Here is a 22,760-nt window from a genome sequence, read left to right as displayed (position 1 = left end):
GCTGGGATGAGCAGCAGTACGGAACGCAGGACCGACGGCCGCGGCCGGACCACGGGCAGTGTGCTGTCCGGTCTGGCCGTGGCCGTCGGCTGTGTGCTGTTCCTGGGCGGCTTCGTATGGGGGGCGCTGACCTACCGCCCGTACACGGTGCCGACCGATTCGATGTCCCCGACGATCGCGGCCGGGGCCAGGGTCATGGCCGAGCGGGTGGCCGGCGCCGAGATACGCCGCGGCGACATCGTCGTCTTCAAGGACTCCGCGTGGGGCGATCTGCCGATGGTCAAGCGCGTCGTCGGCACCGGCGGTGACAAGGTCTCCTGCTGCACCAAGCAGGGCCGGCTCACCGTCAACGGGATCCCCATCGAGGAACCGTATCTGCAGGGCAGCGGCCCCGCCTCACCTGTCGGCTTCAAGGCCACGGTGCCCGCCGGCCAGCTCTTCCTCCTCGGCGACCACCGCAGCGACTCCCTCGACTCCCGCGTGCACCTCACCGACGGCGACCACGGCTCGGTGCCGCGCAGCGCCGTCCAGGCCCGGGTCGACGCCCGCGCCTGGCCCCTGGGCAGCATCGGGATGATGCAGCGCCCGGCCGGCTTCTCCGCGCTCCCCGGTGGCACCTCCCAGCCCGGACCTCTGCAGCCCATCACCCTCGCCGTGGTCGCCGGCGCGGTCCTCATCCTCGGCGGTGCGGCCTACGGGCCGATCGCCCGGCGCAGGGCGCGTCGGCGTGGGTGAGCGGGGCGACGGGAGGCCGGCCGAGGGCAGCGGGCCCGCGGTCCCAGGGAAGCCGGACCCGGCCGGCGTACGACAGGTCTCCCGCGTCGTGCTGCTCGACCCCGATGACCGGATCCTGCTGCTCCACGGCTTCGAACCGGACCGGCCCACCGAGACCTGGTGGTTCACCCCGGGCGGCGGCCTGGAGGGCGACGAGAGCCGTGAAGAGGCTGCACGGCGCGAACTCGCCGAGGAGACCGGGATCACCGACATCGTCCTCGGTCCGGTCCTGTGGAAGCGGCATTGCGCCTTTCCCTTCGACGGGCGGCGCTGGGAGCAGGACGAGTGGTATTACCTGGGCAGGACCGCCCGTACCGCCACCGACACCGGCGGGCACACGGACCTGGAACGGCGCAGCGTCTCGGGGCTCAGGTGGTGGACTTCGGAGGAACTGTCCGCGTCCCATGAGACGGTGTATCCGACCAGACTCGCCGAGCTGCTGCGCACACTGCTCGACGAAGGGCCCCCCAATGCGCCGGTGCAGCTGGAGACCGAGAGGGTCTGACGCACAATAGGGGGACGCACGGCTGAAGGGGATCTGCCATGAGCGCCGAGGACCTCGAAAAGTACGAGACCGAGATGGAGCTGAAGCTCTACCGGGAGTACCGCGACGTCGTCGGTCTGTTCAAATATGTGATCGAGACCGAGCGGCGCTTCTACCTCACCAACGACTACGAGATGCAGGTGCACTCGGTACAGGGCGAGGTCTTCTTCGAGGTCTCGATGGCTGACGCCTGGGTCTGGGATATGTATCGCCCAGCGCGCTTCGTCAAGCAGGTGCGCGTCCTCACGTTCAAGGACGTGAACATCGAGGAGCTCAACAAGAGCGATCTGGACCTGCCGGGGAGCTGAGCCGGCCGCGGGCTGCGGGCTGCGGGCTGCGGGGACAGCCGGGCATGTAGGCGCGCCCTCCGTCGGTTGATGGCGCGTCCTGGGTGGCACGTGTGGGTGAGCGAGTTATCCACAATCGGCTCGTTGTCCACCAAGATCCAAAAGATCGTAGCGAGGGCGTCACAGTCGGTGCCGGAGGTGGTACCGCATGAACGCCACGAAGGCCGGCCGCACGGCCGGGGGAGACGCGCCGACCCGGGACGACGTACGGACCAGGAATGACGTACGGACCAGGAATGACGTACGGACCAGGAATGACGTACGGACCGGGGACGACGTACAGACCAGGAATGACGTACGGACCGGGGACGACGTACAGACCAGGGATGACGTACGGACCGGGGGCGGCTTACAGGCCAGGGACGGCGCACAGGCCAGGAGCGACCCGCCGACCAGGGGCCCGCGGGACGGGGCACGGGGGAGGCGGCGCGAAAGGTCTCGTGCGGCCCACCGGCCCGCGACAGGCCGGCGCCCGGCCACCATGCCACCGGCGACCAAGCCCACCGACATCCGCAGACGGGCTCTCGGTCGCTACGGCGAGGACCTGGCCGCCCGGCAGCTCGTCGAAGCCGGGATGCGGATCCTGTACCGCAACTGGCGCTGCCGCGAAGGCGAGATCGACATCGTCGCCTCCGACGGCGACGCCCTGGTGGTCTGTGAGGTCAAAACCCGTCGCGCAGGCCGCTACGAACACCCCATGGCGGCCGTACGCCCCGAGAAGACCGCCCGCCTGCGCCTGCTGGCCGAACGCTGGCTGGAGCGGCACGGCGGCCCACCACCCGGCGGCGTCCGGATCGACGTCATCGGCGTGCTCCTGCCGCCGCGCGGCGCCCCCGTCGTCCAGCACGCCCGGGGGGTGGCGTAAATGGGATTCGCCCGCACCTGCTCCGTCGCCCTGGTCGGGGTCGAAGGCGTCGTCGTCGAGGTCCAGGCCGACCTGGAACCCGGCGTCGCGGCCTTCACCCTCGTCGGGCTCCCCGACAAGAGCCTGGTCGAGTCCAGGGACCGAGTGCGCGCCGCCGTCGTGAACTCCGGCGCCGAATGGCCGCAGAAGAAGCTCACCGTCGGCCTCAGCCCGGCCTCGGTACCCAAGAGCGGCAGCGGATTCGACCTCGCCGTGGCCTGCGCGGTCCTCGGCGCCGCCGAGCGCCTCGACCCCCGCGAACTCACCGACCTGATGATGATCGGCGAACTGGGCCTGGACGGCCGCGTCCGCCCCGTACGCGGCGTGCTGCCCGCCGTACTCGCCGCCGCCGACGCCGGATACCGCCAGGTCGTCGTCCCGGAACGCACCGTCGCCGAGGCCTCACTCGTGCCCGGCATCTCCGTCCTCGGCGTCCGCAGCCTGCGCCAGCTGATCGCCGTCCTCGCCGACGAGCCGGTGCCCGAGGAGGAGGACCGGCCGGAAGAAGGCCGCCCCGACCCGCTGCTGGCCGGACTGGCCGTGCCCGGCACCGGCGCCGGCGCGGGCCTGCCACGCGGCGACCACACCCCCGACCTCGCGGATGTCGCAGGCCAGCACGGCGCCCGCAGAGCACTGGAGGTGGCCGCCGCCGGACGCCACCACATCTTCTTCAAAGGCCCGCCCGGCGCAGGCAAGACCATGCTCGCCGAACGCCTCCCAGGGCTGCTGCCACCGCTGGGCCCCAAGGAATCCCTGGAAGTCACCGCCGTCCACTCGGTAGCGGGCACCCTCCCGCCGGGACAGCCGCTGGTCCACCGGCCGCCCTACTGCGCCCCGCACCACTCCGCGACGATGGCCTCCCTCGTGGGCGGCGGCACCGGCCTGCCCCGCCCCGGAGCCGTATCCCTCGCCCATCATGGCGTGCTGTTCGTGGACGAGGCCGCCGAGTGCAGCCCCCGCGTCCTGGACGCCTTACGCCAGCCCCTGGAATCCGGGCACGTCGTCGTCGCCCGGGCCGCCGGCATGATGCGGATGCCCGCCCGTTTCCTCCTCGCCCTCGCCGCCAACCCCTGCCCCTGCGGGCGGCACGGCACCGTCGGCGGCGGCTGCGAATGCCGCCCGTCCTCCGTCCGCCGCTACCGCGCCCGCCTCTCCGGGCCGCTGATGGACCGGGTGGACCTGCGGATCTGCGTGGAACCGGTCGCCCGCTCCGAACTGATCTCGCTCGGCCGCCGCGCCGAATCCACCGACACCGTGGCCGAACGCGTACGGGCGGCCCGCGAACGCGCCGAGGCCCGCCTCACCGGCACCCCCTGGCGGACCAACAGCGAGATCCCCGGCCATGAACTCCGAACCCGCTGGCAGGTCCACCCCGGCGCCCTGGCCCAGGCGGAACGCGATCTCGAATGCGGCCTGCTCACCGCCCGCGGACTCGACCGCGTCCTCCGCGTCGCCTGGACCGCCGCCGACCTCGCCGGCCGCGACCGCCCGACCCGGGAGGACGTCGACTGGGCACTGGAACTACGGACCGGCGTCCGCCGCGGGGCCCCGATGACGGCCGGCGTGGGCGGTGGCAGGGGCGCAGGCGGAGCCGCAGGTGCCGGTGAACGGGAGACCGCGGCCGTCCGGCCGCCGGACGAGCAGGGGTGAGCCATGAACGGACCCGACGACCACAAGATCGACGCGTGGGGCTTCGCCACCCGTGGGCCGCACAGCGCGACGGACGACACGAGCCGCGCGCCCGATCCGACGACCGCCCCGGACCACCCACCGCCGGCCGCCGCCGCGCCACGCCCCGCACCGCGCCCGGCGCCCGCCCGGCCTCCCGCTCCCCACCAGGACCACGATCCGCAGCGCACGGCCCGCGCCGCCCTCACCCGGATCCTCGAACCAGGCGACGAGACCGCCGGCCGCTGGCTACGACAGATGGGCCCCGTGGCCCTGTGGCAGGCGCTGTCCGACGACGATGCCCACCCGCCCCCAGGCGCAAGCCCGACGAAGATCGCGGGCCTGAGGCTGCGCGCCTCCCGGGCACGTCCCGAAGAGGACCTCGCCGCCGTCACCGCACTCGGCGGACGCTTCATCTGCCCCAACGACGACGAGTGGCCCGGCCAGCTGGACGACCTCGGAGACGCCCGCCCCATCGGCCTGTGGGTGCGTGGGAGAACCAACCTTCGGATGTGGGCGCTGCGCTCCGTGGCCGTCGTCGGCGCACGCGCCTGTACCGAATACGGCGCCCACCTGGCCACCGCCCTCAGCGCCGGGCTCGCCGACCGCGGCTGGACCGTGGTCTCCGGAGCCGCCTACGGCGTCGACGGCGCAGCCCATCGTGGTGCGTTGGCCGCGGACGGCGCCACCGTCGCCGTACTCGCCTCCGGCGTCGACTACATCTACCCGCGCGGCCACACCGAGTTGATCGGACGGATCATCGAACAGGGCCTGGTGGTCGCCGAGTTACCGCCCGGCGACCACCCCACCCGCAGCCGCTTCATCCAACGCAACAGAGTGATCGCCGCACTGACCAGAGGCACCGTCGTCGTGGAGGCCGAACTCCGCAGCGGCTCACTGGTCACCGCCCGACGGGCGACGAGCCTGGGACGGTTCACGATGGGCATGCCGGGGCCCGTCACCAGCGGCCTGTCCGCCGGCGTCCACCAACTCCTGCGCGGCGAGGCCACGGTGGTCACCGACGCGGACGAGGTCATCGAACTCGTCGGTGCCATCGGCGACCTCGCCCCCGAGAGGCGCGGGCCGACACTCGTCCGCGACCTCCTGGACCCGGTCGCGGCCCGCCTGTGGGAGGCGCTGCCGGCCCGCGGCAGCGCGGATGCCGGCCACCTCGGCCGGGAAGCGGGCATTCCCCGCGACGTCGCCCACGGAAAACTCCTCGAGCTGCAGTCCCTGGGATTCGTGCAAAGGTGCGGCGACCGCTGGGAGTTGACGCGACGCGCCGAGACGACCGACGGTTCCCGGCGAGGCGGTACTTGACCTGGGGCGAACGGGTGAAAGGGTGAGGGGAATGACCGCAGAATCCAGGTTTGCCATGCTTCGGCGTATGAGTCCGACCCGTGGGGTGACCCCCATGCGGCCCCACGCGGCCCCGGCCTCCCGCGCGCCGCGTCACCGCGCCCGTCCGCACGACCCCCCGAACGCGTGCACCCGGCACCGTTTCCGGGTGTCGACACGCCGTACGAGGTAACCCTGAGGTGCGGGCAGCGGAACGTATCTGCGCACCCCCGAACCTGGCTTCCTCGCGTACCGCGACACTCCGGTCACGCTACGCTCACAGGCAAATTCAACCCTCATGCATCCATCCACCCGCGTCTCGGCAGAACGGCTCAAGGCGACGAATGCCCCAGCACACCTCCGGGTCTGATCGTGCGGCAGTACCACCCGCCGCACGCGGCAGCGTGCGCCCCGCCCCACCCAGCTCGCTCGACGAGCTGTGGCGCTCCTACAAGGCATCTGGCGACGGGCGACTACGGGAGCAGCTGATCCTGCACTACTCCCCGCTGGTCAAGTACGTCGCCGGCCGCGTCAGCGTCGGACTGCCACCCAACGTCGAGCAGGCCGACTTCGTCTCCTCCGGAGTCTTCGGGCTGATCGACGCCATCGAGAAATTCGACCCCGAACGCTCCATCAAGTTCGAGACCTACGCCATCACCCGCATCCGCGGCGCGATGATCGACGAGCTGCGCGCGCTGGACTGGATCCCACGCTCCGTACGCCAGAAGGCCCGCGCCGTCGAACGCGCCTACGCCACCCTCGAAGCCCAGCTGCGCCGCACCCCGTCCGAGGCGGAGGTCGCCGACGAGATGGGCATCGCGCTGGAGGAACTCCACAGCGTGTTCAGCCAGCTGTCCCTGGCGAACGTGGTCGCACTGGAAGAGCTGCTGCACGTCGGCGGCGAGGGCGGCGAACGGCTCAGCCTCATGGACACCCTCGAGGACACGGCCGCCGAGAACCCGGTCGAGATCGCCGAGGACCGCGAGCTGCGCCGGCTGCTCGCCCGGGCCATCAACACCCTGCCCGAACGTGAGAAGACCGTGGTCACGCTCTACTACTACGAGGGACTCACGCTTGCCGAGATCGGCAATGTCCTCGGCGTCACGGAGAGCAGGGTCAGCCAGATCCACACCAAGTCTGTGCTGCAGCTCAGGGCGAAGCTCGCCGACGTCGGACGCTGAGTCAGCTCGCGGGGCCACGCTTCCCGAGCCGCCGTTCCGAGCCCGTCTTCCCGAGCCGTGTCGCCGGGCGGAGTGCCACGGCGGGCGCGCCATCCGTAGAGTGGTGACGTGCCCAGGATTCGAGCGGCCTCTGTGGCCGAGCACCGGACCATGCAGCGCGGCGCCCTCTTGGACGCCGCCCGCTCCCTGCTGTCCGAAGGCGGAACGGAAGCGCTGACCTTCCCCGCCCTCGCCGAGCGCACGGGACTCGCGCGCTCCTCCGTGTACGAGTACTTCCGCTCGCGCGCGGCCGTCGTCGAAGAGCTGTGTGCAGTCGACTTCCCCGTATGGGCGGCCGAGGTCGAAGCGGCGATGCAGGGCGTCGACACGCCCGAGGAGAAGATCGAGGCGTATGTGCGCCGACAGCTGGCGCTGGTCGGCGACCGGCGCCACCGAGCCGTCGTCGCCATCTCGGCGGGCGAGCTGGACGCGGGCGCACGCGAGAAGATCCGCGCCGCACACGGCGGACTCATCGCCATGATCGTCGAAGCGCTCGCCGACCTCGGCCACGAACAACCGCGACTCGCGGCGATGCTCCTGCAGGGCGTCGTGGACGCCGCGGTCCGCCGCATCGAGCTCGGCGCCGCGGAAGACCCGAACGAGATCACGGAGGCAGCGGTCTCCATGGCCCTCCACGGCGTCGCCCGCACCTGATCCGGGCGGCCGGGGCCGTCCTGGCCCCCGGCTCACCCTCACCGCCGTGCGGCGTCGGCGGGGCGTGGCCCGAGGAAAGATCTTGCCGCGGTGAGGGCGGGCCGCGAGGCTGGCCCCATGCCGGGACAAAGGAAGCGGAAACGGCGGCAGCTGGAGGCCGGACAGCGGGATTCCGCCCGCTTCAGCGCAGACACGGGACGCTGGGAAGTGGTCGTCGAGAGCCAGGACCCGTCAGAGTGGCGTGCCCAGGTTCGTCGCCTACGGGCGGAGCACGGGCAGATCGACTGGTCCATGACCCGGGTCGACACCCTCTGCGGGCGCCTGGCCCACCCGACCACGTATCGGTTGAGCCGGTTCGTACCGAACACCGAGGGCGCTCCTGCCGAGGAGCGGCCCGATGGTTGATCTTGTGCTTGGGGCCGCCGCGGTGATCTGACGGGCACGGCCTGGGGGGCTCCCCCCGCCCCCGCCCCGCCCCCTCCCCGCCCCTCCCCCTCTCGCCCGTCCTTTGCCCCACGGCTCTCAGGCCCGCGTGGCCTGTGGTCTCCCGAGCCCTGGCGCCCGTCCCCGTCCCCGGCCCTCTGGCCCTGGCTCCTGGGTGTGGCTCCCTCTGGCCCTGGCACCCGCGCCCAGCCCTCTGGTCCTGGCCTCTGGGTGTGGCCCTCAAGCCCTGGCTCCGGGGCGTGCCACCAGGCCCCTGGGCCTGGTGCCTCGCCTCCCGTCGTCACCGGCAGGCGCGATTACTCACCACCGGAGGCATTGCCTGTATCAGCCCCGCTCTCGGCCCTGCTCTCGGCTCTGCTCCTCGTACGGCCTTCCCTCCCGGCGAACGGCGAGGCGCGAGTCGGCCGAGCGCCCAAAGCGCTGCGACGGCGAGTGCGACCGCTCCCATGAGGCCGGCCACCGGCGGGTTCTGTCTCCCTTCCTGGGCTGTTGGCTCCGGCGCCTCTGGTCCGCGGGGCACGGCACTGCCGCCCGGCGGCAACGGAACTCCGAAGACCGGGAGCAGGCGCGACGGGCGGCTACTGCGCATGCCCTTGGGGAGGAGCGACAGCGGGTCCAGGTAGGTCTTGCCGCGGCGCAGGCCCCAATGGAGGCACGGGGCGCGGCAGTGGAACGGGCCGCGCTGCAGGACGGCGACCGGTTGGCCCGCTGTGACGCGCTGGCCCTTTCGGACCGTGGGGCGCACCGGCTCGTACGTGGTGCGTAAGGGAGGCCGGCCCGAGCGGGAGACCTCGATGGTCAGCACGCCACGGCCGGCGACGGCTCCCGCGTACGCCACCTTGCCGGGCGCGGCGGACCGTACCGTCGCGCCGGCGCGGGAGGCGAGGTCCACGCCGCGGTGCCCGGCCGCCCACGGCGAAGGGGGCGGTTCCCATCCACGTACCACCGTGGGCCGTATGCCTGCCGGCCCCTCCACCGGCCAGGCCCGTTCCGCACCTGGCTGCTCCGCAGCGCCCCCGGCCTCATCCCGCTTGCTGGCCTTGCCATGAGCCGGAGCCTTGGTGCGTTCTGCCCTCTGGGCGCCTCCCGTCTCCTTGGCGTGCCCCGTGTCCCCAGGCCCAGCCGCCGGCTCCGCGGTCCGGGCCGAGGGCCTCGTCCGGGCAGCCCCGGCAGTCCGAAGCCCGGCCAGCTTCTGATGGCCACCCGTCGTCCGCTGATGCCCTTGCGTCGTTGTCACGTGCCCTATCCCCACCAGCTCCACGCCGCGTTCCGCCACCGCGGCCATGGCCGGCACTGCGGTGTGCGCGAGCGGGATGCCCAGGAGCAGCGACGGGAAGGCGAGCAGTGCGGCCGTGGGCGGGGCCAGGAGTACGCCCAGCGCGCGGGCGGGAAAGAAGCAGCTCGGCCCGTATCCGTACTGCTTGTCGGGTCGTGTCGGCGGCGAGGGCGCCGGTGGCAGGAGGTCGGACCGAGGGGGGTGAGGGAGGAGCGGTCGGTGTCGTCGTCGGCTGCGGATGCCGCACCATCGACGTCCTTCCGTCCCGGTCGCGGGGCCCCCGCGGAGCCCGCGGCGGCCCCGGAGGCCAGGGGCGTCATCGCGTCCGCTGAGAGTTCGCCGGCTTCCTAACCCACCGAACCCACTGGAGCTACCGAACCCACGGGACCCACCGAACCCTCCGGGCCCGCCGACCCCACCAGTGTCGCCGAACCCGCCGCTCGCCCCGGGATTCCGCCGAAGCTCGTGATGAGCGTCTTGTCGGATGCCCTGCCGCATGCCGTGTCGTGTGTCTTGCTGCTTGTCATGTCGCATGTGTCGACCGTGACGTAGTCCGCCGCGGCGTGGGGATCTTGGTTCGGATCTGTGGATGAGGGGCGGGTTGTGGACAACGGTGTCACTCGTCCGGGGGTCTCGCCTCACTCGCGCGGGCTTCGAAATGATGCGTGTCGCCCGGTGCATCGGCAGTCCCGTACACTTCTGGTGGCGATCCGGGTCACCGGGTCGACTTCGCACGCCCCGCCGTCAGTGCACCAGTCCCATTCGGGCAGCACGACGGCCGCGCTCCTCGGTCCTCGGACGGCTCCGCAAGGTGTCTTCCTCGGCAGGCGCGTCGGGGCGTCAGGCACCGCGGCCGACCGGTCGCAGTGGAACCGAGAACAACAAGGAGTACGGCCATGGCCGTCGTCACGATGCGGGAGCTGCTGGAGAGCGGCGTCCACTTCGGGCACCAGACCCGCCGTTGGAACCCGAAGATGAAGCGCTTCATCTTCACCGAGCGCAACGGCATCTACATCATCGACCTGCTCCAGTCGCTGTCGTACATCGACCGCGCCTACGAGTTCGTCAAGGAGACCGTCGCCCACGGCGGCTCCGTCATGTTCGTCGGCACGAAGAAGCAGGCCCAGGAGGCCATTGCCGAGCAGGCGACCCGCGTGGGCATGCCCTACGTGAACCAGCGCTGGCTCGGCGGCATGCTGACCAACTTCTCGACCGTCTACAAGCGCCTGCAGCGCCTGAAGGAGCTCGAGCAGATCGACTTCGAGGATGTGGCCGCCTCCGGCCTCACCAAGAAGGAGCTCCTGGTCCTCTCCCGCGAGAAGGCCAAGCTGGAGAAGACCCTGGGCGGTATCCGCGAGATGCAGAAGGTGCCCAGCGCCGTCTGGATCGTGGACACCAAGAAGGAGCACATCGCCGTCGGTGAGGCGCGCAAGCTCAACATCCCGGTCGTCGCGATCCTCGACACCAACTGCGACCCGGACGAGGTCGACTACAAGATCCCGGGCAACGACGACGCGATCCGCTCCGTCACCCTGCTCACCCGCGTGATCGCCGACGCCGTCGCCGAGGGCCTCATCGCCCGCTCCGGTGCCGCCACCGGCGACCAGAAGCCCGGCGAGAAGGCCGCTGCCGCCGAGCCGCTGGCCGAGTGGGAGCGCGACCTGCTCGAGGGTGAGAAGAAGGCCGACGCCGAGCCCGCCGCCGAGGCCCCGGCCGCCGCCGAGGCCCCGGCCGCCGCCGAGGCCGAGAAGCCGGCCGCGGACGCCGAGCAGGCCTGACTCCGGACCGGATGATGACGGCGGGGGAGGGCGCCACAAGCGCCGCCCCCGCCGTTCACCCGTAGATCTTTCGATTCGAGACTTCGAGAAGAGATTCACAGACCATGGCGAACTACACCGCCGCCGACGTCAAGAAGCTCCGTGAGCTCACCGGCGCAGGCATGATGGACTGCAAGAAGGCCCTGGACGAGGCCGAGGGCAACGTCGACAAGGCCGTCGAGGCGCTGCGCATCAAGGGCCAGAAGGGCGTCGCCAAGCGCGAGGGCCGCTCCGCCGAGAACGGCGCCGTGGTCTCCCTGATCGCCGGCGACAACACCTCCGGCGTCATCGTCGAGCTGAAGTGCGAGACGGACTTCGTCGCCAAGGGCGAGAAGTTCCAGGCCGTCGCCAACCAGATCGCCGAGCACGTCGCCAAGACCGCTCCGGCCGACGTCGAGGCCCTGCTCGCCTCCGAGATCGAGGCCGGCAAGACCGTCCAGGCGTTCGTCGACGAGGCCAACGCCAACCTGGGCGAGAAGATCGTCCTGGACCGCTTCGCGCAGTTCACCGACGGCTACGTGACGGCGTACATGCACCGCACCATGCCCGACCTGCCGCCGCAGATCGGTGTCCTCGTCGAGCTCGACAAGGAGAACGCCGAGGTCGCCAAGGGCGTCGCGCAGCACATCGCCGCGTTCGCCCCGAAGTACCTCGCCAAGGACGACGTCCCGGCCGAGGTCGTCGAGGCCGAGCGCCGCGTCGCCGAGGAGACCACTCGCGCGGAGGGCAAGCCCGAGGCTGCCCTGCCGAAGATCGTCGAGGGTCGCCTCAACGGCTTCTTCAAGGACGCGACGCTGCTCGGCCAGCCGTACGCGCTCGACAACAAGAAGTCCGTCGAGAAGGTCCTCCAGGAGGCCGGTGTCACCCTGAAGCGCTTCTCGCGCATCAAGGTCGGCATCTGAGCCTGCCGCGAAGGCAGCGAATGACCTACGACCCCGCTAGGGTCGTACGCAGTCGGCCGCTCAACGGCCGACCGCAGATGTGACGAGGAGGCCATTGCCGCAGAGGGATCTGGACCAGACCCACGGCAATGGCCTTCTTCGTATGTGCACGAGGAGAGCTCAATGAATCACGGTGCCGACGGCGCGCACACAGACCATGCCGGTAACGGTGGCAGGCGACGCTTCCTGCTGAAGCTGTCGGGCGAGGCGTTCGCCGGCGGCGGCGGGCTGGGCGTCGACCCCGATATCGTGCACGCGATGGCCCGCGAGATCGCCGCCGTGGTACGCGACGGCTACGAGATCGCCATCGTGATCGGCGGCGGCAACTTCTTCCGCGGCGCCGAACTCCAGCAGCGCGGCATGGACCGGGCCCGCTCCGACTACATGGGCATGCTGGGCACGGTCATGAACTGTCTGGCCCTCCAGGACTTCCTGGAGAAGGAGGGCATCGACTCCCGCGTCCAGACGGCCATCACCATGGGCCAGGTTGCGGAGCCGTACATTCCGCTGCGCGCGGTGCGCCACCTGGAGAAGGGCCGGGTCGTCATCTTCGGCGCCGGTATGGGCATGCCGTACTTCTCCACCGACACCACCGCCGCCCAGCGCGCCCTGGAGATCGACGCCGAGGCCATGCTGATGGGCAAGAACGGGGTCGACGGGGTCTACGACTCCGACCCCAAGAAGAACCCGGACGCGGTCAAGTTCGACGCCCTCGAATACGGTGAGGTCATCACCCGCGACCTGAAGGTCGCCGATGCCACGGCCATCACGCTGTGCCGGGACAACAAACTCCCGATCCTCGTGTTCGAGCTGCTCGCCGAGGGCAACATCGCGCGCGCGGTGAAGGGTGAGAAGATCGGCACGCTCGTCAGCGATCAGGACACCCGGGCCTGACGGCCCCAACTGCCGCGATTCCGTACGGGCATCGGCCCGTACGGGCGGCAACTCCCGGCCGGGGCACAACCCTCGGTACGGGGATGGACAACCGCCTGCCGGTCGGACACCGTGCAGGAGAAGACGCGCGGCAGGGGCGAGGCTCTGCTTCTTACCGAAAAGACCAGGAGCAAGTGGTGATCGAAGAGATCCTCCTCGAGGCCGAGGAGAAGATGGAGAAGGCCGTCGTGGTCGCCAAGGAGGACTTCGCCGCGATCCGCACGGGGCGTGCGCACCCGGCGATGTTCAACAAGATCGTGGCGGACTACTACGGTGCGATGACGCCGATCAACCAGCTGGCGTCGTTCTCGGTTCCCGAGCCGCGGATGGCCGTGGTCACCCCGTTCGACAAGAGCGCGCTGCGCAACATCGAGCAGGCCATCCGCGACTCCGACCTCGGTGTCAACCCGAGCAACGACGGCAGCATCATCCGGGTGACCTTCCCGGAGCTGACCGAGGAGCGCCGCAAGGAGTTCATCAAGGTCGCCAAGAACAAGGGCGAGGACGCGAAGATCTCGATCCGCAGCGTCCGCCGCAAGTCCAAGGAAGCCCTCGACAAGCTCGTCAAGGACAAGGAGAGCGGCGAGGACGAGGTGCGCCGCGCCGAGAAGGAGCTCGACGACACCACCGCGAAGTACGTCGCGCAGGTGGACGAGCTGCTCAAGCACAAGGAATCCGAGCTCCTCGAGGTCTGATGAACGAGTCATCCTGGGGGGCCCCGCCCGGCGCCGGTCGATGGGGACCGCCCGACAACGGACCGGCCTCCTCGCTTCGCGGGGTGGCGCCCCCCGTCTCGGCGGGTCCCGTGCACGACTGGGGCAACGCGGCGCAGACTCGGCCCATGCCCATCGTGCCCGAGCCAGGCGGCCACCAGGACGACGACCGGGAACAACGGGACATCCGGGATAACCGGGATCACCCGGACGACCGGGGGGCTGCTCGACGGAGCGGCCCCCTGTTCCGCGACGAAAAGCCGCAGGAGCCCATGCCCACTGCTTTCCCCGATTCCTCCGGGTCCGACCGCTCGCCGGACTCGGAGCGGCCGAAGAAGAAGAGCGCGGGCCGCAATCTGCGTGCCGCGATAGGGGTCGGCGTCGGCCTCGGCGCGGTGATCCTCGCTTCGCTCTTCGTCTACAAGCCCGTCTTCATCGGCGTGATCGCGATCGCCGTCGTGGTGGGGCTGTGGGAGCTGACCTCGCGGCTGGCGGAGCGCAAGGACATCAAGGTGCCGCTGGTGCCGCTCGCGGTCGGTGGCACCGCCATGGTGGTCGCCGGATACGTCCGCGGCGCCGAGGGCGCGTGGGTGGCGATGGCGCTCACCGCGCTGGCCGTCCTGGTGTGGCGCATGACCGAGGCGCCGGAGAACTACCTGCGGGACGTCACCGCCGGCGTGTTCGCGGCGATCTATGTGCCCTTCCTCGCGACGTTCGTGGCGCTGATGCTCGCCGCCGAGGCCGACGGACCGCAGCGGGTGCTGACGTTCCTGCTGCTGACGGTCGTCAGCGACACCGGTGCCTACGCGGTCGGCTGGCGGTTCGGCAAGCGCAAGCTCGCACCCCGGATCAGCCCCGGCAAGACCCGTGAGGGGCTCGTCGGCGCTGTGCTCTTCGCGATGGTGGCCGGCGCGCTGTGCATGGAGTTCCTCATCCAGCACGGCGCCTGGTGGCAGGGCCTGCTGCTCGGCCTCGCGGTCGCGGCCAGCGCCACCCTCGGCGACCTCGGCGAATCCATGATCAAGCGGGACCTGGGCATCAAGGACATGGGCACCCTGCTCCCCGGCCACGGCGGCATCATGGACCGTCTCGACTCGCTGCTGCCGACCGCCCCGGTCGTCTGGCTGCTGTTCGTGGTCTTCGTGGGGTCGGGCTGAGCCCGACACCCCGGGCCATCTGGCCCCGCAGGTGACGCCAAAGCCCCCTGCCAGCGGATTTCCGCTGGTGGGGGGCTTTTGGCTGCTCGGTGATGTACGGATCGGGGATCGCCGGGCGACGGCGGGCGGCCGCCTCGGGCGCCGGGCTCGGTCAGGCCGAACATCATGACTCCCGGCCCCGTCAGTCCGTCGCTCATGGCTCCTGGCCCGTCAGCCCGTCAGCCCGTCAGCCCGTCAGCCCGTCAGCCCGTCGGCCCGTCGCTCGTGACCCCTGCCCCGTTCAGCCCGTCCCCGTCCCCCATGGCTCCTGGCCCGGCCAGTCCGCTCCTCACGGCTCCTGGCGCCCCGCACCACCCCGGCTTGCTTCCTGCCGCACGGTCGTCCGTCCCCCGCGGCCCGGCGTTCCGCCGTCCCGCGTCGTCCACGCCACGACCCGCTCGCCGCCAGATCACCGTCATCCCGGCCGCCAGGACGATCAGGGCCACGATGACGATGAGGGCCTTGGCCGCGTAGTCCAGCAGCAGATGGTGGGCGAGGTCGGACGCGTCGACGGCGAGGCCGTTCACCGTCGGCCGTCCCGCTGCCGGGTACGGGTGGGGCCGTCCTCCAGGCGGCGGAGGGTGGCTCGCAGCGCCGCGCGCAGGGCGGGGTCCGCGTACCGGCGGGCCTGATCGAGCCTGCCCCTGCGCTTCAGTGCCACGGCCACGGCGAAGACCACCAGGGTCAGCACCACCAGGCCACCCGCGATGACGCCGAACCTGATCAGCATGAGGTCGAGATGCCGCTCCACGAGTCCTCCCGTTTTTGTATCACGCCTGTGATAAAAAACAATGTATCACGGCTGTGATACAAAGGCCCCATGCCGAAGGTCGTGGATCCGGACGCCCGCCGCCGCGAGGTCGTCGCCGCCCTGTACCGAGTCGTCGTACGGGACGGCCTGCAGCGCACCTCGCTGCGCGCCGTCGCCGACGAGGCCGCACTCAACATCGGCTCGCTGCGCCACTACTTCGGCAGCCAGCAGGAGCTGATGGACTTCGCGATGCAGTCGATGCTCGACGCCCTCTCCGAACGGCTGCTCCAGCACGTCGAGCGCATCGGAGACCTCAGCCGGTACCCGCGCGCCGAACGGCTCCACCTGGTGACCGACCTCCTGGCCGAACTGCTGCCGCTCGACGAACGCCGCCGCGCGGAGGTCACCGTCTTCCTCGACTTCAACGCCGCGGCCCGCACCCATCCGGCCTTCCAGGACCTCGCGCACCAGGCCGCCGCCGGCACCAGAAAGCTGACGCACCGCGTCCTGACCCGGCTCGACGAGTCCGGCACCCTGCGCCCCGGATGCGACCTCGACATCGAGACCGAGCGCCTGGCATCCCTCCTGGACGGCCTCTCCCTCAGCGCCGTGCACCACCCCGGCATCCTCGACGGGCAGCGATGCCGCCGCGTACTGGCCGCTCACCTGGAGGATCTGTCGCGCACCGCCTGACTGGGCCGATCCACGGCAGATGGCCCGCTGGATCGCGACTGGGGCGGAGCGGCCGAGCAAAGCGGTGGAGACTTTCCAGGCATGGATTGCTGTTGCCAGTGAGGCCCCAGAGTTCAGGGATGCCGTTGCTTCTGTCGCCACGGAGCAGAATGCGCGAGAGCGAGTGATGGGGCTCCTTCAGGGCCTCATGGCGCAAGCGGGAACGCACTTCGCTGTGGGGATCAGCCCGGGCACCCGTGTCGCTGTACTGAGGACAGCTGCCGAGCGGATCCGCAGTTGGGACGAGAATGGAAGGTCAGATGGCTGACGAGCTCGTGCAGGACTGGGATGACGAGGCTGAGTATCACGCGGCAGTCGGCCGTTCCTGGCTCATGATCGTCGTCGCGCTGGTGTGCGTCGGGGTGGTGATCGGTGTCGCGCTCGTTGGCGTGTTCGGAGTCTTCGGGGTGTCCGAGGTGTTGTCGATCATCTCCGGCTGACATCTGTGGCTGCCATCAACAGTGCCGGACTCCGGGAGACCCGAGCGGTTCACCAGTGGCCCCGGGGCCGTACGGCACACAGACCCCGGCAGGTGGCCGGGTGAACTTGCGAGGCAGTGGTCGCCCGCCATCCCGGCCGCGGCCGACCTCATACCCGGGCGGTGAGGGTCAGGAACGACCGTCGCTCGATGAAGCGGTGAAAGGCCGGCTGTACCTCACCGTTCACGAGATCGGTGCCGCACATATAGAGCTCGGGTCGGTTGGAGAGCAGCTCGAAGTCCCGCATGGCGTCCTCGAAGCGGCACAGCACCCCTGGCTCCGTAGCCGAGTCGATGACGAGGACATGGGCGTGCAAGGCCAAGGGCGTCTGACGGGCCCAATGCACAACCTCGTCGTCCGAGATGCCGTCCAGCGCCAGCGAGCGGTGCGGCAGGTTCCGCCAGTCGATCCCGCTGCCTGCCCACGGGAGCGCGCTGAGGTACGCATCGAACTGGGCCGATAGGAGCACGGTCTGCGGGGCCGCATCATGCTCGTGGAGCCAGGGGGCCATCTGATCTATGCGCATCCTCAAGAGGCTAGGTCAGCTGATTCGTACCGCACGTTGCCTTTCGTGCCGGGCCCCAGTGGGATGCCAGACTCGTATAGGGGCGGACGCGCAGCCGTCGTGCGGCAGGGTCGCAGTCGCTGGAACAGGGAGCCGCTGGGCCGTCCCTGGGCCTGCGAGGTGGGCCGACGATGACGGATGACGACGGAGGGTGACCGTCCCCACCCCGCCGTCACCTGGGGCGCCTCAGATGATCTGCGACACTGGACCCACCATGCCTGCACCCGGAGAACTCACTTTCGTCGCGCCGCGCGGGGCCAAGAAGCCCCCTCGGCACCTTGCCGATCTCACCCCCGTCGAGCGCCGTGAAGCGGTGGCCGCGATCGGCGAGAAGCCGTTTCGCGCCAAGCAGCTGTCGCAGCACTACTTCGCCCGTTACGCGCACGACCCGGCGCAGTGGACCGACATCCCGGCGGCGGCGCGCGAGAAGCTGGCGAGCGAGCTGCTGCCGGACCTGATGAACGTCGTACGGCACATCTCGTGCGACAACGACACCACCCGCAAGACCCTGTGGAAGCTGCACGACGGCACGCTCGTCGAGTCGGTGCTGATGCGCTACCCGGACCGGGTCACCATGTGCATCTCCTCGCAGGCCGGCTGCGGAATGAACTGCCCGTTCTGCGCCACGGGCCAGGCGGGGCTGGACCGCAACCTGTCCACCGCCGAGATCGTGCACCAGATCGTGGACGGGATGCGCGCGCTGCGCGACGGCGAGGTGCCGGGCGGACCGGCGCGGCTGTCCAACATCGTCTTCATGGGGATGGGCGAACCGCTCGCCAACTACAACCGGGTGGTCGGCGCCATCCGGCGGCTGACCGACCCCGAGCCGGACGGCCTGGGCCTGTCCCAGCGCGGGATCACGGTCTCCACGGTCGGCCTGGTCCCGGCGATGCTGCGGTTCGCCGACGAGGGCTTCAAGTGCCGGCTCGCGGTGTCGCTGCACGCGCCGGACGACGAGCTGCGCGACACCCTCGTCCCCGTCAACACGCGCTGGAAGGTGCGTGAGGTGCTGGACGCGGCCTGGGAGTACGCGGAGAAGTCCGGGCGGCGCATCTCGATCGAATACGCCCTGATCCGGGACATCAACGACCAGGCATGGCGCGGTGACCTGCTGGGACGGCTGCTCAAGGGCAAGCGGGTCCATGTGAACCTGATTCCGCTGAACCCGACGCCCGGCTCGAAGTGGACCGCCTCGCGCCCTGAGGACGAGCGGGCGTTCGTCCAGGCCATCGAGGCGCACGGCGTGCCGGTGACCGTCCGCGACACCCGCGGTCAGGAGATCGACGGGGCCTGCGGGCAGCTCGCCGCCTCGGAGCGCTGAGCGCCCGCTGGTACGGTGTCGTCGAACAAATGCACATTCCGACAGGGGAGCGCCACAGCGCTGAGAGTGCGGAAGCGTCGTAGTCCTACGGTGCCCGCAGACCCTTGAACCTCGCCCGGGTCATTCCGGGTAGGAAGTTCGGTCGTCACTCATGCTGTTGCGCCCTGCCCGGATGTCCTTCGCGCGCGTCTTCGGACGCCGTGAGCTGCGGACACCGGGCGGGGCCGCGTCTCTTCCTGGCCAGCCAGGAGGAAATCAGTGAGAACCACCAGCAGGATCACCGCGAGCGCCCTCACCGCCGCGCTCGGCATGACCGCGCTCGCCGCATGCGGCACCTCGGGCGGCGACGCGGACGCCAAGACCGTCACGCTCGTCAGCCACGACTCCTTCCCCAAGCCGCTGCTCAAGGCCTTCGAGAAGGAGAGCGGCTACAAGGTCACGCTCCTCAAGAGCGGAGACGCCGGCAAGGCCGTCAACCAGGCGATCCTCTCCAAGGACAACCCCCAGGGCGATGTGTTCTTCGGCATCGACAACACCCTGCTCTCACGCGGCCTGAACGAGGACCTCTTCAGCCCGTACCAGGCCAAGGGGCTGGACAGCGTCCCGGCCGCGCTGCAGCTCGACAAGGGCAGGCACCGCGTCACCCCGCTCGACTACGGCGACATCTGCGTCAACTACGACCGGGCCTACTTCGACCGGCACAAGATCGCGCCGCCGAAGACCTTCGACGATCTGATCAAGCCCCGGTACAAGGGGCTGCTCGTCACGGAGAACGCCGCGACCTCCTCCCCGGGGCTCGCCTTCCAGCTCGCCACCGTCGCCACCTACGGCGATGGGGGCACCTCCCGCTCGAGCGAAGCCGAGAGTGGGGGAGGCTGGCAGGACTACTGGAAGAAGCTCAAGGCCAACGGCGTCGAGGTCGTCGACGGCTGGGAGCAGGCCTACAACGAGCGGTTCTCGGGCTCCGGGGCCGGCAAGGGCAAGGGCGACAAGCCGCTGGTGGTCTCCTACGCCTCCAGCCCGCCCGTCGAGGTGCTCGGCAAGAAGCCGGCGCCCGAGCAGGCCCCGACCGGCGTCGCGACCGGCACCTGCTTCCGCCAGATCGAGTTCGGCGGCCTCCTGAAGGGCGCGAAGAACGAGAAGGGCGGCAAGGCGCTGCTGGACTTCCTGCTGAGCAAGAAGTTCCAGGAGGACGTGCCGCTGCAGATGTTCGTCAACCCGGCGCGCAAGGACGCCAAGCTGCCGGAGCTGTTCACCACCTACGGCGCGAAGATCGACAAGCCGGCGACGCTGGCCCCGAAGGACATCGCCGAGAACCGCGAACAGTGGATCAAGCAGTGGTCCTCGCTCGTCCTGAAGTAGCCGGCGCCCGCAGCAGACGGCCCGCACGGGGAACGGCGGTGCGGCTCGGCCTGATGGCCGTGCCGCTCGCCTTCTTCGCGCTGTTCTTCGCCTACCCGGTCGTGGCGATCGTCGGGCGCGGACTCAAGGACGGCGGGCAGTGGCAACTGAGCCGGTTCGGCGCCGTGCTGAGCGACCCGGATGTCGTGCACGTGCTGTGGTTCACCCTCTGGCAGGCGGCCGCCTCGACCGGGCTGACGCTGCTGATCGCGCTGCCCGGCGCCTATGTCTTCGCGCGCTTCGACTTCCCCGGCAAACAGCTGCTGCGGGCGGTGGTGGCGGTGCCGTTCGTGCTGCCGACCGTCGTCGTCGGCTCGGCCTTCCTGGCGCTGGTCGGGCGCGGCGGGCTGCTCGACGACCTGTGGGGGCTGCGCCTGGACACCTCGGTCTGGGCGATTCTGCTGGCGCACGTCTTCTTCAACTACGCCGTGGTCGTACGGACCGTCGGCGGACTGTGGGGGCAGCTCGACCCGCGCCAGGAGGAGGCGGCGCGGGTACTGGGCGCCGGACGGTTCGCGGCCTGGCGGCGGGTGACGCTGCCCGCACTGGGACCGGCCGTCGCGGCCGCCGCCCTGATGGTCTTCCTGTTCACCTTCACCTCCTTCGGGGTGGTGCAGATTCTCGGCGGCCCCACCTTCTCGACGCTGGAAGTGGAGATCTACCGGCAGACCGCCGACTTCCTGGACCTGCCGACGGCCGCCGTCCTCACCATGATCCAGTTCGTTGCGGTGCTCGGCGTGCTGGCGCTGCACGCCTGGACCGTGCGCCGCAGGGAGTCCGCCCTCCGGCTCGTCGCCGCCTCGCAGACCGCGCAGCGGCCACGCGGCCGCGGCCAGTGGGCGCTGCTGTGGGCGACACTCCTGATCATCGCCGTCCTGCTGATCACCCCGCTGGTCGTGCTCGTGGAGCGGTCGTTCGCCGGGCCGGACGGCTACGGAGCGGTCTTCTACGAGTCGCTGCGCTCCTCCGGGGCCGGTGACGGCACCTTCGTCGTCGCCCCCCTGGAAGCCCTGTGGAACTCCCTCGCCTACGGGGCGGCCGCCACCGTCATCGCGCTGGTGGTGGGCGGGCTGGCGGCCGCCGCTCTGACCCTCCCCGGATCGAGCCGGGGCCCGTCCGGGCGGATCCCCCTGGCCGGCAGGTTCGTCCGCGGATTCGACGCACTGCTGATGCTGCCCCTCGGCGTCTCCGCGGTCACCGTCGGCTTCGGATTCCTGATCACCCTCGACGAACCACCACTGGACCTGCGCACCTCCTGGTGGCTGGTCCCGCTCGCCCAGGCACTGGTGGGGGTGCCGTTCGTGGTCCGCACCATGCTGCCCGTCCTACGGGCCGTCGACGGACGGCTGCGGGAGGCGGCGGCCGTGCTCGGTGCCTCGCCGTGGCGGGTGTGGCGCGAGGTCGACCTGCCGATGGTGCGGCGGGCACTGCTGATCGCCGCGGGCTTCGCCTTCGCCGTGTCGCTCGGCGAGTTCGGCGCGACGGTCTTCATCGCACGGCCCGACCAGCCGACGCTCCCGGTGGCCGTGGCACGGCTGCTGGGGCGCGCGGGAGAGCTCAACTACGGGCAGGCGATGGCCCTGTCCACCATCTTGATGGTGGTGTGCGCCGGCGCCCTGCTGATCCTGGAGCGCGCGCGAACCGACCAGTCCGGGGAGTTCTAGATGACGGCACGCAACGAGAGCACCGCACGCGAACTGCTGCGACTGGACGGGGTGACCGTCCGCTTCGGCACGTCCGGGCGGGCCGCGCTGGACGCGGTGGACCTGGAGGTCGCCGCGCACGAGATCGTCTGCGTACTGGGGCCGAGCGGCAGCGGCAAGTCCACCCTGCTGCGGGTGGTCGCCGGCCTCCAACACGCCGATGCGGGACAGGTGTTGCTGGAGGGGGGCGACCAGTCGGGAGTGCCCACACACCGGCGCGGGGTCGGGCTGATGTTCCAGGACCACCAGCTCTTCCCGCAGCGCGACGTCGCCGGCAACGTCTCCTTCGGGCTGCGGATGCGGCGCGCCTCGCGCGCCGACCAGGACCGCACGGTCGCCGAACTGCTGGACCTCGTCGGGCTGCCGGGCGCCCAGCGGCGCGCCGTGGCCTCCCTGTCCGGCGGCGAACAGCAGCGGGTCGCCCTGGCCCGTGCGCTCGCCCCGCGCCCCCGGCTGCTGATGCTGGACGAGCCGCTCGGCCAGCTCGACCGCGGGCTGCGCGAACGGCTCGTCGTCGAACTGCGCCGCCTCTTCCGCGACCTGGGCACCACGGTGCTGGCCGTCACCCACGACCAGCAGGAGGCCTTCGCGCTCGCCGACCGGGTCGTGGTGATGCAGGACGGCCGGATCGCGCAGACCGGCACACCGCTGGAGGTCTGGCGGCGGCCGGCCACGGAGTTCGTCGCCCGCTTCCTCGGCTTCGACAACGTGGTCGAGGCGACGGTGCAGGGCGAGGCCGCCGCCACGCCCTGGGGCAAGGTCCCGGTCCCGGACGGCACCCGGAACGGCCCGTGCCGGCTGCTCGTACGCCCCGCCGGGGTGCGGCTGACCCCCGCCGCCGAGGGACTGCCCGCCACCGTCGCGGCCCGGACGTTCCGCGGCACCCATGTCACCGTGCTGCTCCAGCCGTCCGGCGGACCTCAGCTGGAGGCGGCCTGCGCGCTGCGGGACGCGCCCGCGGTGGGCGAGCGGGTGGGCCTCGCCTTCGCCGCACAGGACGTCGTGGTGCTGGACGGCGAGCCCGGCGCGTAGCCGGGCG

23 protein-coding genes and 1 riboswitch are annotated in these 22,760 nt (G+C 70.9%); of the genes, 19 read left to right on the top strand and 4 right to left on the bottom strand.

The annotated features are described in order from the left end of the window. The first annotated feature begins 6 nt into the window (after positions 1–6). The 8 genes from lepB to ACFWZH_RS21885 all read left to right on the top strand — a co-directional run bounded on the left by lepB (position 7) and on the right by ACFWZH_RS21885 (position 7,449). Entirely contained in the window at positions 7–735 is a 729-nt protein-coding gene (gene lepB, locus ACFWZH_RS21920; RefSeq protein ID WP_384433610.1) for a signal peptidase I, read from the top strand. Further along, entirely contained in the window at positions 728–1,279 is a 552-nt protein-coding gene (locus tag ACFWZH_RS21915; RefSeq protein WP_384433607.1) for an NUDIX hydrolase, read from the top strand. The genes lepB and ACFWZH_RS21915 overlap by 8 nt, the downstream gene beginning before the upstream one ends. Positions 1,280–1,317: 38 nt before the next feature. After that, positions 1,318–1,626 carry a DUF2469 domain-containing protein gene (locus ACFWZH_RS21910; protein WP_003980220.1) on the top strand — a complete coding sequence of 103 codons (309 nt, stop codon included), beginning with the start codon at positions 1,318–1,320 and terminating at the stop codon, positions 1,624–1,626. Between the two features lie 520 nt (positions 1,627–2,146). Continuing rightward, a complete protein-coding gene (locus tag ACFWZH_RS21905; RefSeq protein ID WP_384433603.1) occupies positions 2,147–2,530 on the top strand; it encodes a YraN family protein in 384 nt (127 codons plus the stop codon). Beyond that, positions 2,531–4,219 (top strand): YifB family Mg chelatase-like AAA ATPase, encoded by a 1,689-nt coding sequence (locus tag ACFWZH_RS21900; RefSeq protein WP_384433600.1) that lies wholly within the window; start codon positions 2,531–2,533, stop codon positions 4,217–4,219. Positions 4,220–4,222: 3 nt separating this feature from the next. After that, positions 4,223–5,557 carry a DNA-processing protein DprA gene (dprA, locus tag ACFWZH_RS21895; protein ID WP_384433597.1) on the top strand — a complete coding sequence of 445 codons (1,335 nt, stop codon included), beginning with the start codon at positions 4,223–4,225 and terminating at the stop codon, positions 5,555–5,557. A 362-nt stretch (positions 5,558–5,919) separates the two neighbouring features. Continuing rightward, entirely contained in the window at positions 5,920–6,756 is an 837-nt protein-coding gene (gene whiG, locus ACFWZH_RS21890) for an RNA polymerase sigma factor WhiG (protein ID WP_384433594.1), read from the top strand. 150 nt (positions 6,757–6,906) lie between these two features. Next, entirely contained in the window at positions 6,907–7,449 is a 543-nt protein-coding gene (locus ACFWZH_RS21885; RefSeq protein ID WP_384433840.1) for a TetR/AcrR family transcriptional regulator, read from the top strand. Between the two features lie 724 nt (positions 7,450–8,173). On the opposite strand, the gene ACFWZH_RS21880 is transcribed toward ACFWZH_RS21885, so the two are convergent. Then, positions 8,174–9,178 carry a murein hydrolase activator EnvC family protein gene (locus ACFWZH_RS21880; protein WP_384433591.1) on the bottom strand — a complete coding sequence of 335 codons (1,005 nt, stop codon included), beginning with the start codon at positions 9,176–9,178 and terminating at the stop codon, positions 8,174–8,176. Between the two features lie 887 nt (positions 9,179–10,065). On the opposite strand from ACFWZH_RS21880, the gene rpsB reads away from it, so the two are divergent. The 5 genes from rpsB (at position 10,066) to ACFWZH_RS21855 (ending at position 14,730) form a co-directional block, all read left to right on the top strand. After that, positions 10,066–10,947, top strand: a complete 882-nt coding sequence (gene rpsB, locus ACFWZH_RS21875; RefSeq protein ID WP_384433588.1) for a 30S ribosomal protein S2 — start codon at positions 10,066–10,068, stop codon at positions 10,945–10,947. Between the two features lie 104 nt (positions 10,948–11,051). Beyond that, positions 11,052–11,888 carry a translation elongation factor Ts gene (gene tsf, locus ACFWZH_RS21870; RefSeq protein ID WP_384433585.1) on the top strand — a complete coding sequence of 279 codons (837 nt, stop codon included), beginning with the start codon at positions 11,052–11,054 and terminating at the stop codon, positions 11,886–11,888. Between the two features lie 162 nt (positions 11,889–12,050). Then, complete coding sequence (gene pyrH / locus ACFWZH_RS21865; protein WP_384433583.1) at positions 12,051–12,821, top strand: UMP kinase; 771 nt, start codon at positions 12,051–12,053, stop codon at positions 12,819–12,821. Between the two features lie 176 nt (positions 12,822–12,997). Further along, a complete protein-coding gene (frr, locus tag ACFWZH_RS21860; RefSeq protein WP_384433580.1) occupies positions 12,998–13,555 on the top strand; it encodes a ribosome recycling factor in 558 nt (185 codons plus the stop codon). Then, entirely contained in the window at positions 13,555–14,730 is a 1,176-nt protein-coding gene (locus ACFWZH_RS21855; protein WP_384433577.1) for a phosphatidate cytidylyltransferase, read from the top strand. The genes frr and ACFWZH_RS21855 overlap by 1 nt, the downstream gene beginning before the upstream one ends. A 242-nt stretch (positions 14,731–14,972) precedes the next feature. On the opposite strand, the gene ACFWZH_RS21850 is transcribed toward ACFWZH_RS21855, so the two are convergent. Together ACFWZH_RS21850 and ACFWZH_RS21845 are read right to left on the bottom strand one after the other, a co-directional pair. Then, the gene (locus ACFWZH_RS21850) at positions 14,973–15,296 is read right to left on the bottom strand and encodes a hypothetical protein (RefSeq protein ID WP_384433574.1); all 324 of its coding nucleotides are present in this window, start codon (positions 15,294–15,296) and stop codon (positions 14,973–14,975) included. Continuing rightward, the gene (locus ACFWZH_RS21845) at positions 15,293–15,520 is read right to left on the bottom strand and encodes a hypothetical protein (RefSeq protein WP_384433571.1); all 228 of its coding nucleotides are present in this window, start codon (positions 15,518–15,520) and stop codon (positions 15,293–15,295) included. The genes ACFWZH_RS21850 and ACFWZH_RS21845 overlap by 4 nt, the downstream gene beginning before the upstream one ends. Positions 15,521–15,589: 69 nt before the next feature. Between ACFWZH_RS21845 and ACFWZH_RS21840 the strand changes: the two genes are divergently transcribed. Beyond that, complete coding sequence (locus ACFWZH_RS21840; RefSeq protein ID WP_384433568.1) at positions 15,590–16,213, top strand: TetR/AcrR family transcriptional regulator; 624 nt, start codon at positions 15,590–15,592, stop codon at positions 16,211–16,213. A gap of 299 nt (positions 16,214–16,512) precedes the next feature. Next, positions 16,513–16,692 (top strand): hypothetical protein, encoded by a 180-nt coding sequence (locus tag ACFWZH_RS21835; protein WP_384433565.1) that lies wholly within the window; start codon positions 16,513–16,515, stop codon positions 16,690–16,692. Positions 16,693–16,840: 148 nt separating this feature from the next. Here the strand turns inward: ACFWZH_RS21835 and ACFWZH_RS21830 are convergent, their stop codons facing one another. Continuing rightward, complete coding sequence (locus tag ACFWZH_RS21830; protein WP_384433562.1) at positions 16,841–17,257, bottom strand: hypothetical protein; 417 nt, start codon at positions 17,255–17,257, stop codon at positions 16,841–16,843. A 253-nt stretch (positions 17,258–17,510) separates the two neighbouring features. Between ACFWZH_RS21830 and rlmN the strand changes: the two genes are divergently transcribed. From rlmN to ACFWZH_RS21810, 4 genes are all read left to right on the top strand, one after another. Continuing rightward, positions 17,511–18,617 carry a 23S rRNA (adenine(2503)-C(2))-methyltransferase RlmN gene (gene rlmN, locus ACFWZH_RS21825; RefSeq protein ID WP_384433559.1) on the top strand — a complete coding sequence of 369 codons (1,107 nt, stop codon included), beginning with the start codon at positions 17,511–17,513 and terminating at the stop codon, positions 18,615–18,617. Positions 18,618–18,650: 33 nt separating this feature from the next. Next, positions 18,651–18,771, top strand: a riboswitch (TPP riboswitch). Between the two features lie 104 nt (positions 18,772–18,875). Continuing rightward, the gene (locus tag ACFWZH_RS21820; protein WP_384433555.1) at positions 18,876–19,979 is read left to right on the top strand and encodes a thiamine ABC transporter substrate binding subunit; all 1,104 of its coding nucleotides are present in this window, start codon (positions 18,876–18,878) and stop codon (positions 19,977–19,979) included. Positions 19,980–20,017: 38 nt separating this feature from the next. Next, the gene (locus ACFWZH_RS21815; protein ID WP_384433552.1) at positions 20,018–21,682 is read left to right on the top strand and encodes an ABC transporter permease; all 1,665 of its coding nucleotides are present in this window, start codon (positions 20,018–20,020) and stop codon (positions 21,680–21,682) included. Then, entirely contained in the window at positions 21,683–22,753 is a 1,071-nt protein-coding gene (locus ACFWZH_RS21810) for an ABC transporter ATP-binding protein (RefSeq protein WP_384433549.1), read from the top strand. Positions 22,754–22,760 lie beyond the last annotated feature (7 nt).

Source organism: Streptomyces sp. NPDC059008, assembly GCF_042749045.1.
In the GTDB taxonomy this organism is placed as follows: Bacteria; Actinomycetota; Actinomycetes; order Streptomycetales; family Streptomycetaceae; genus Streptomyces.
Note: the sequence above shows the minus strand (reverse complement) of the source record. Positions and strands in the feature narration are given on the sequence as shown.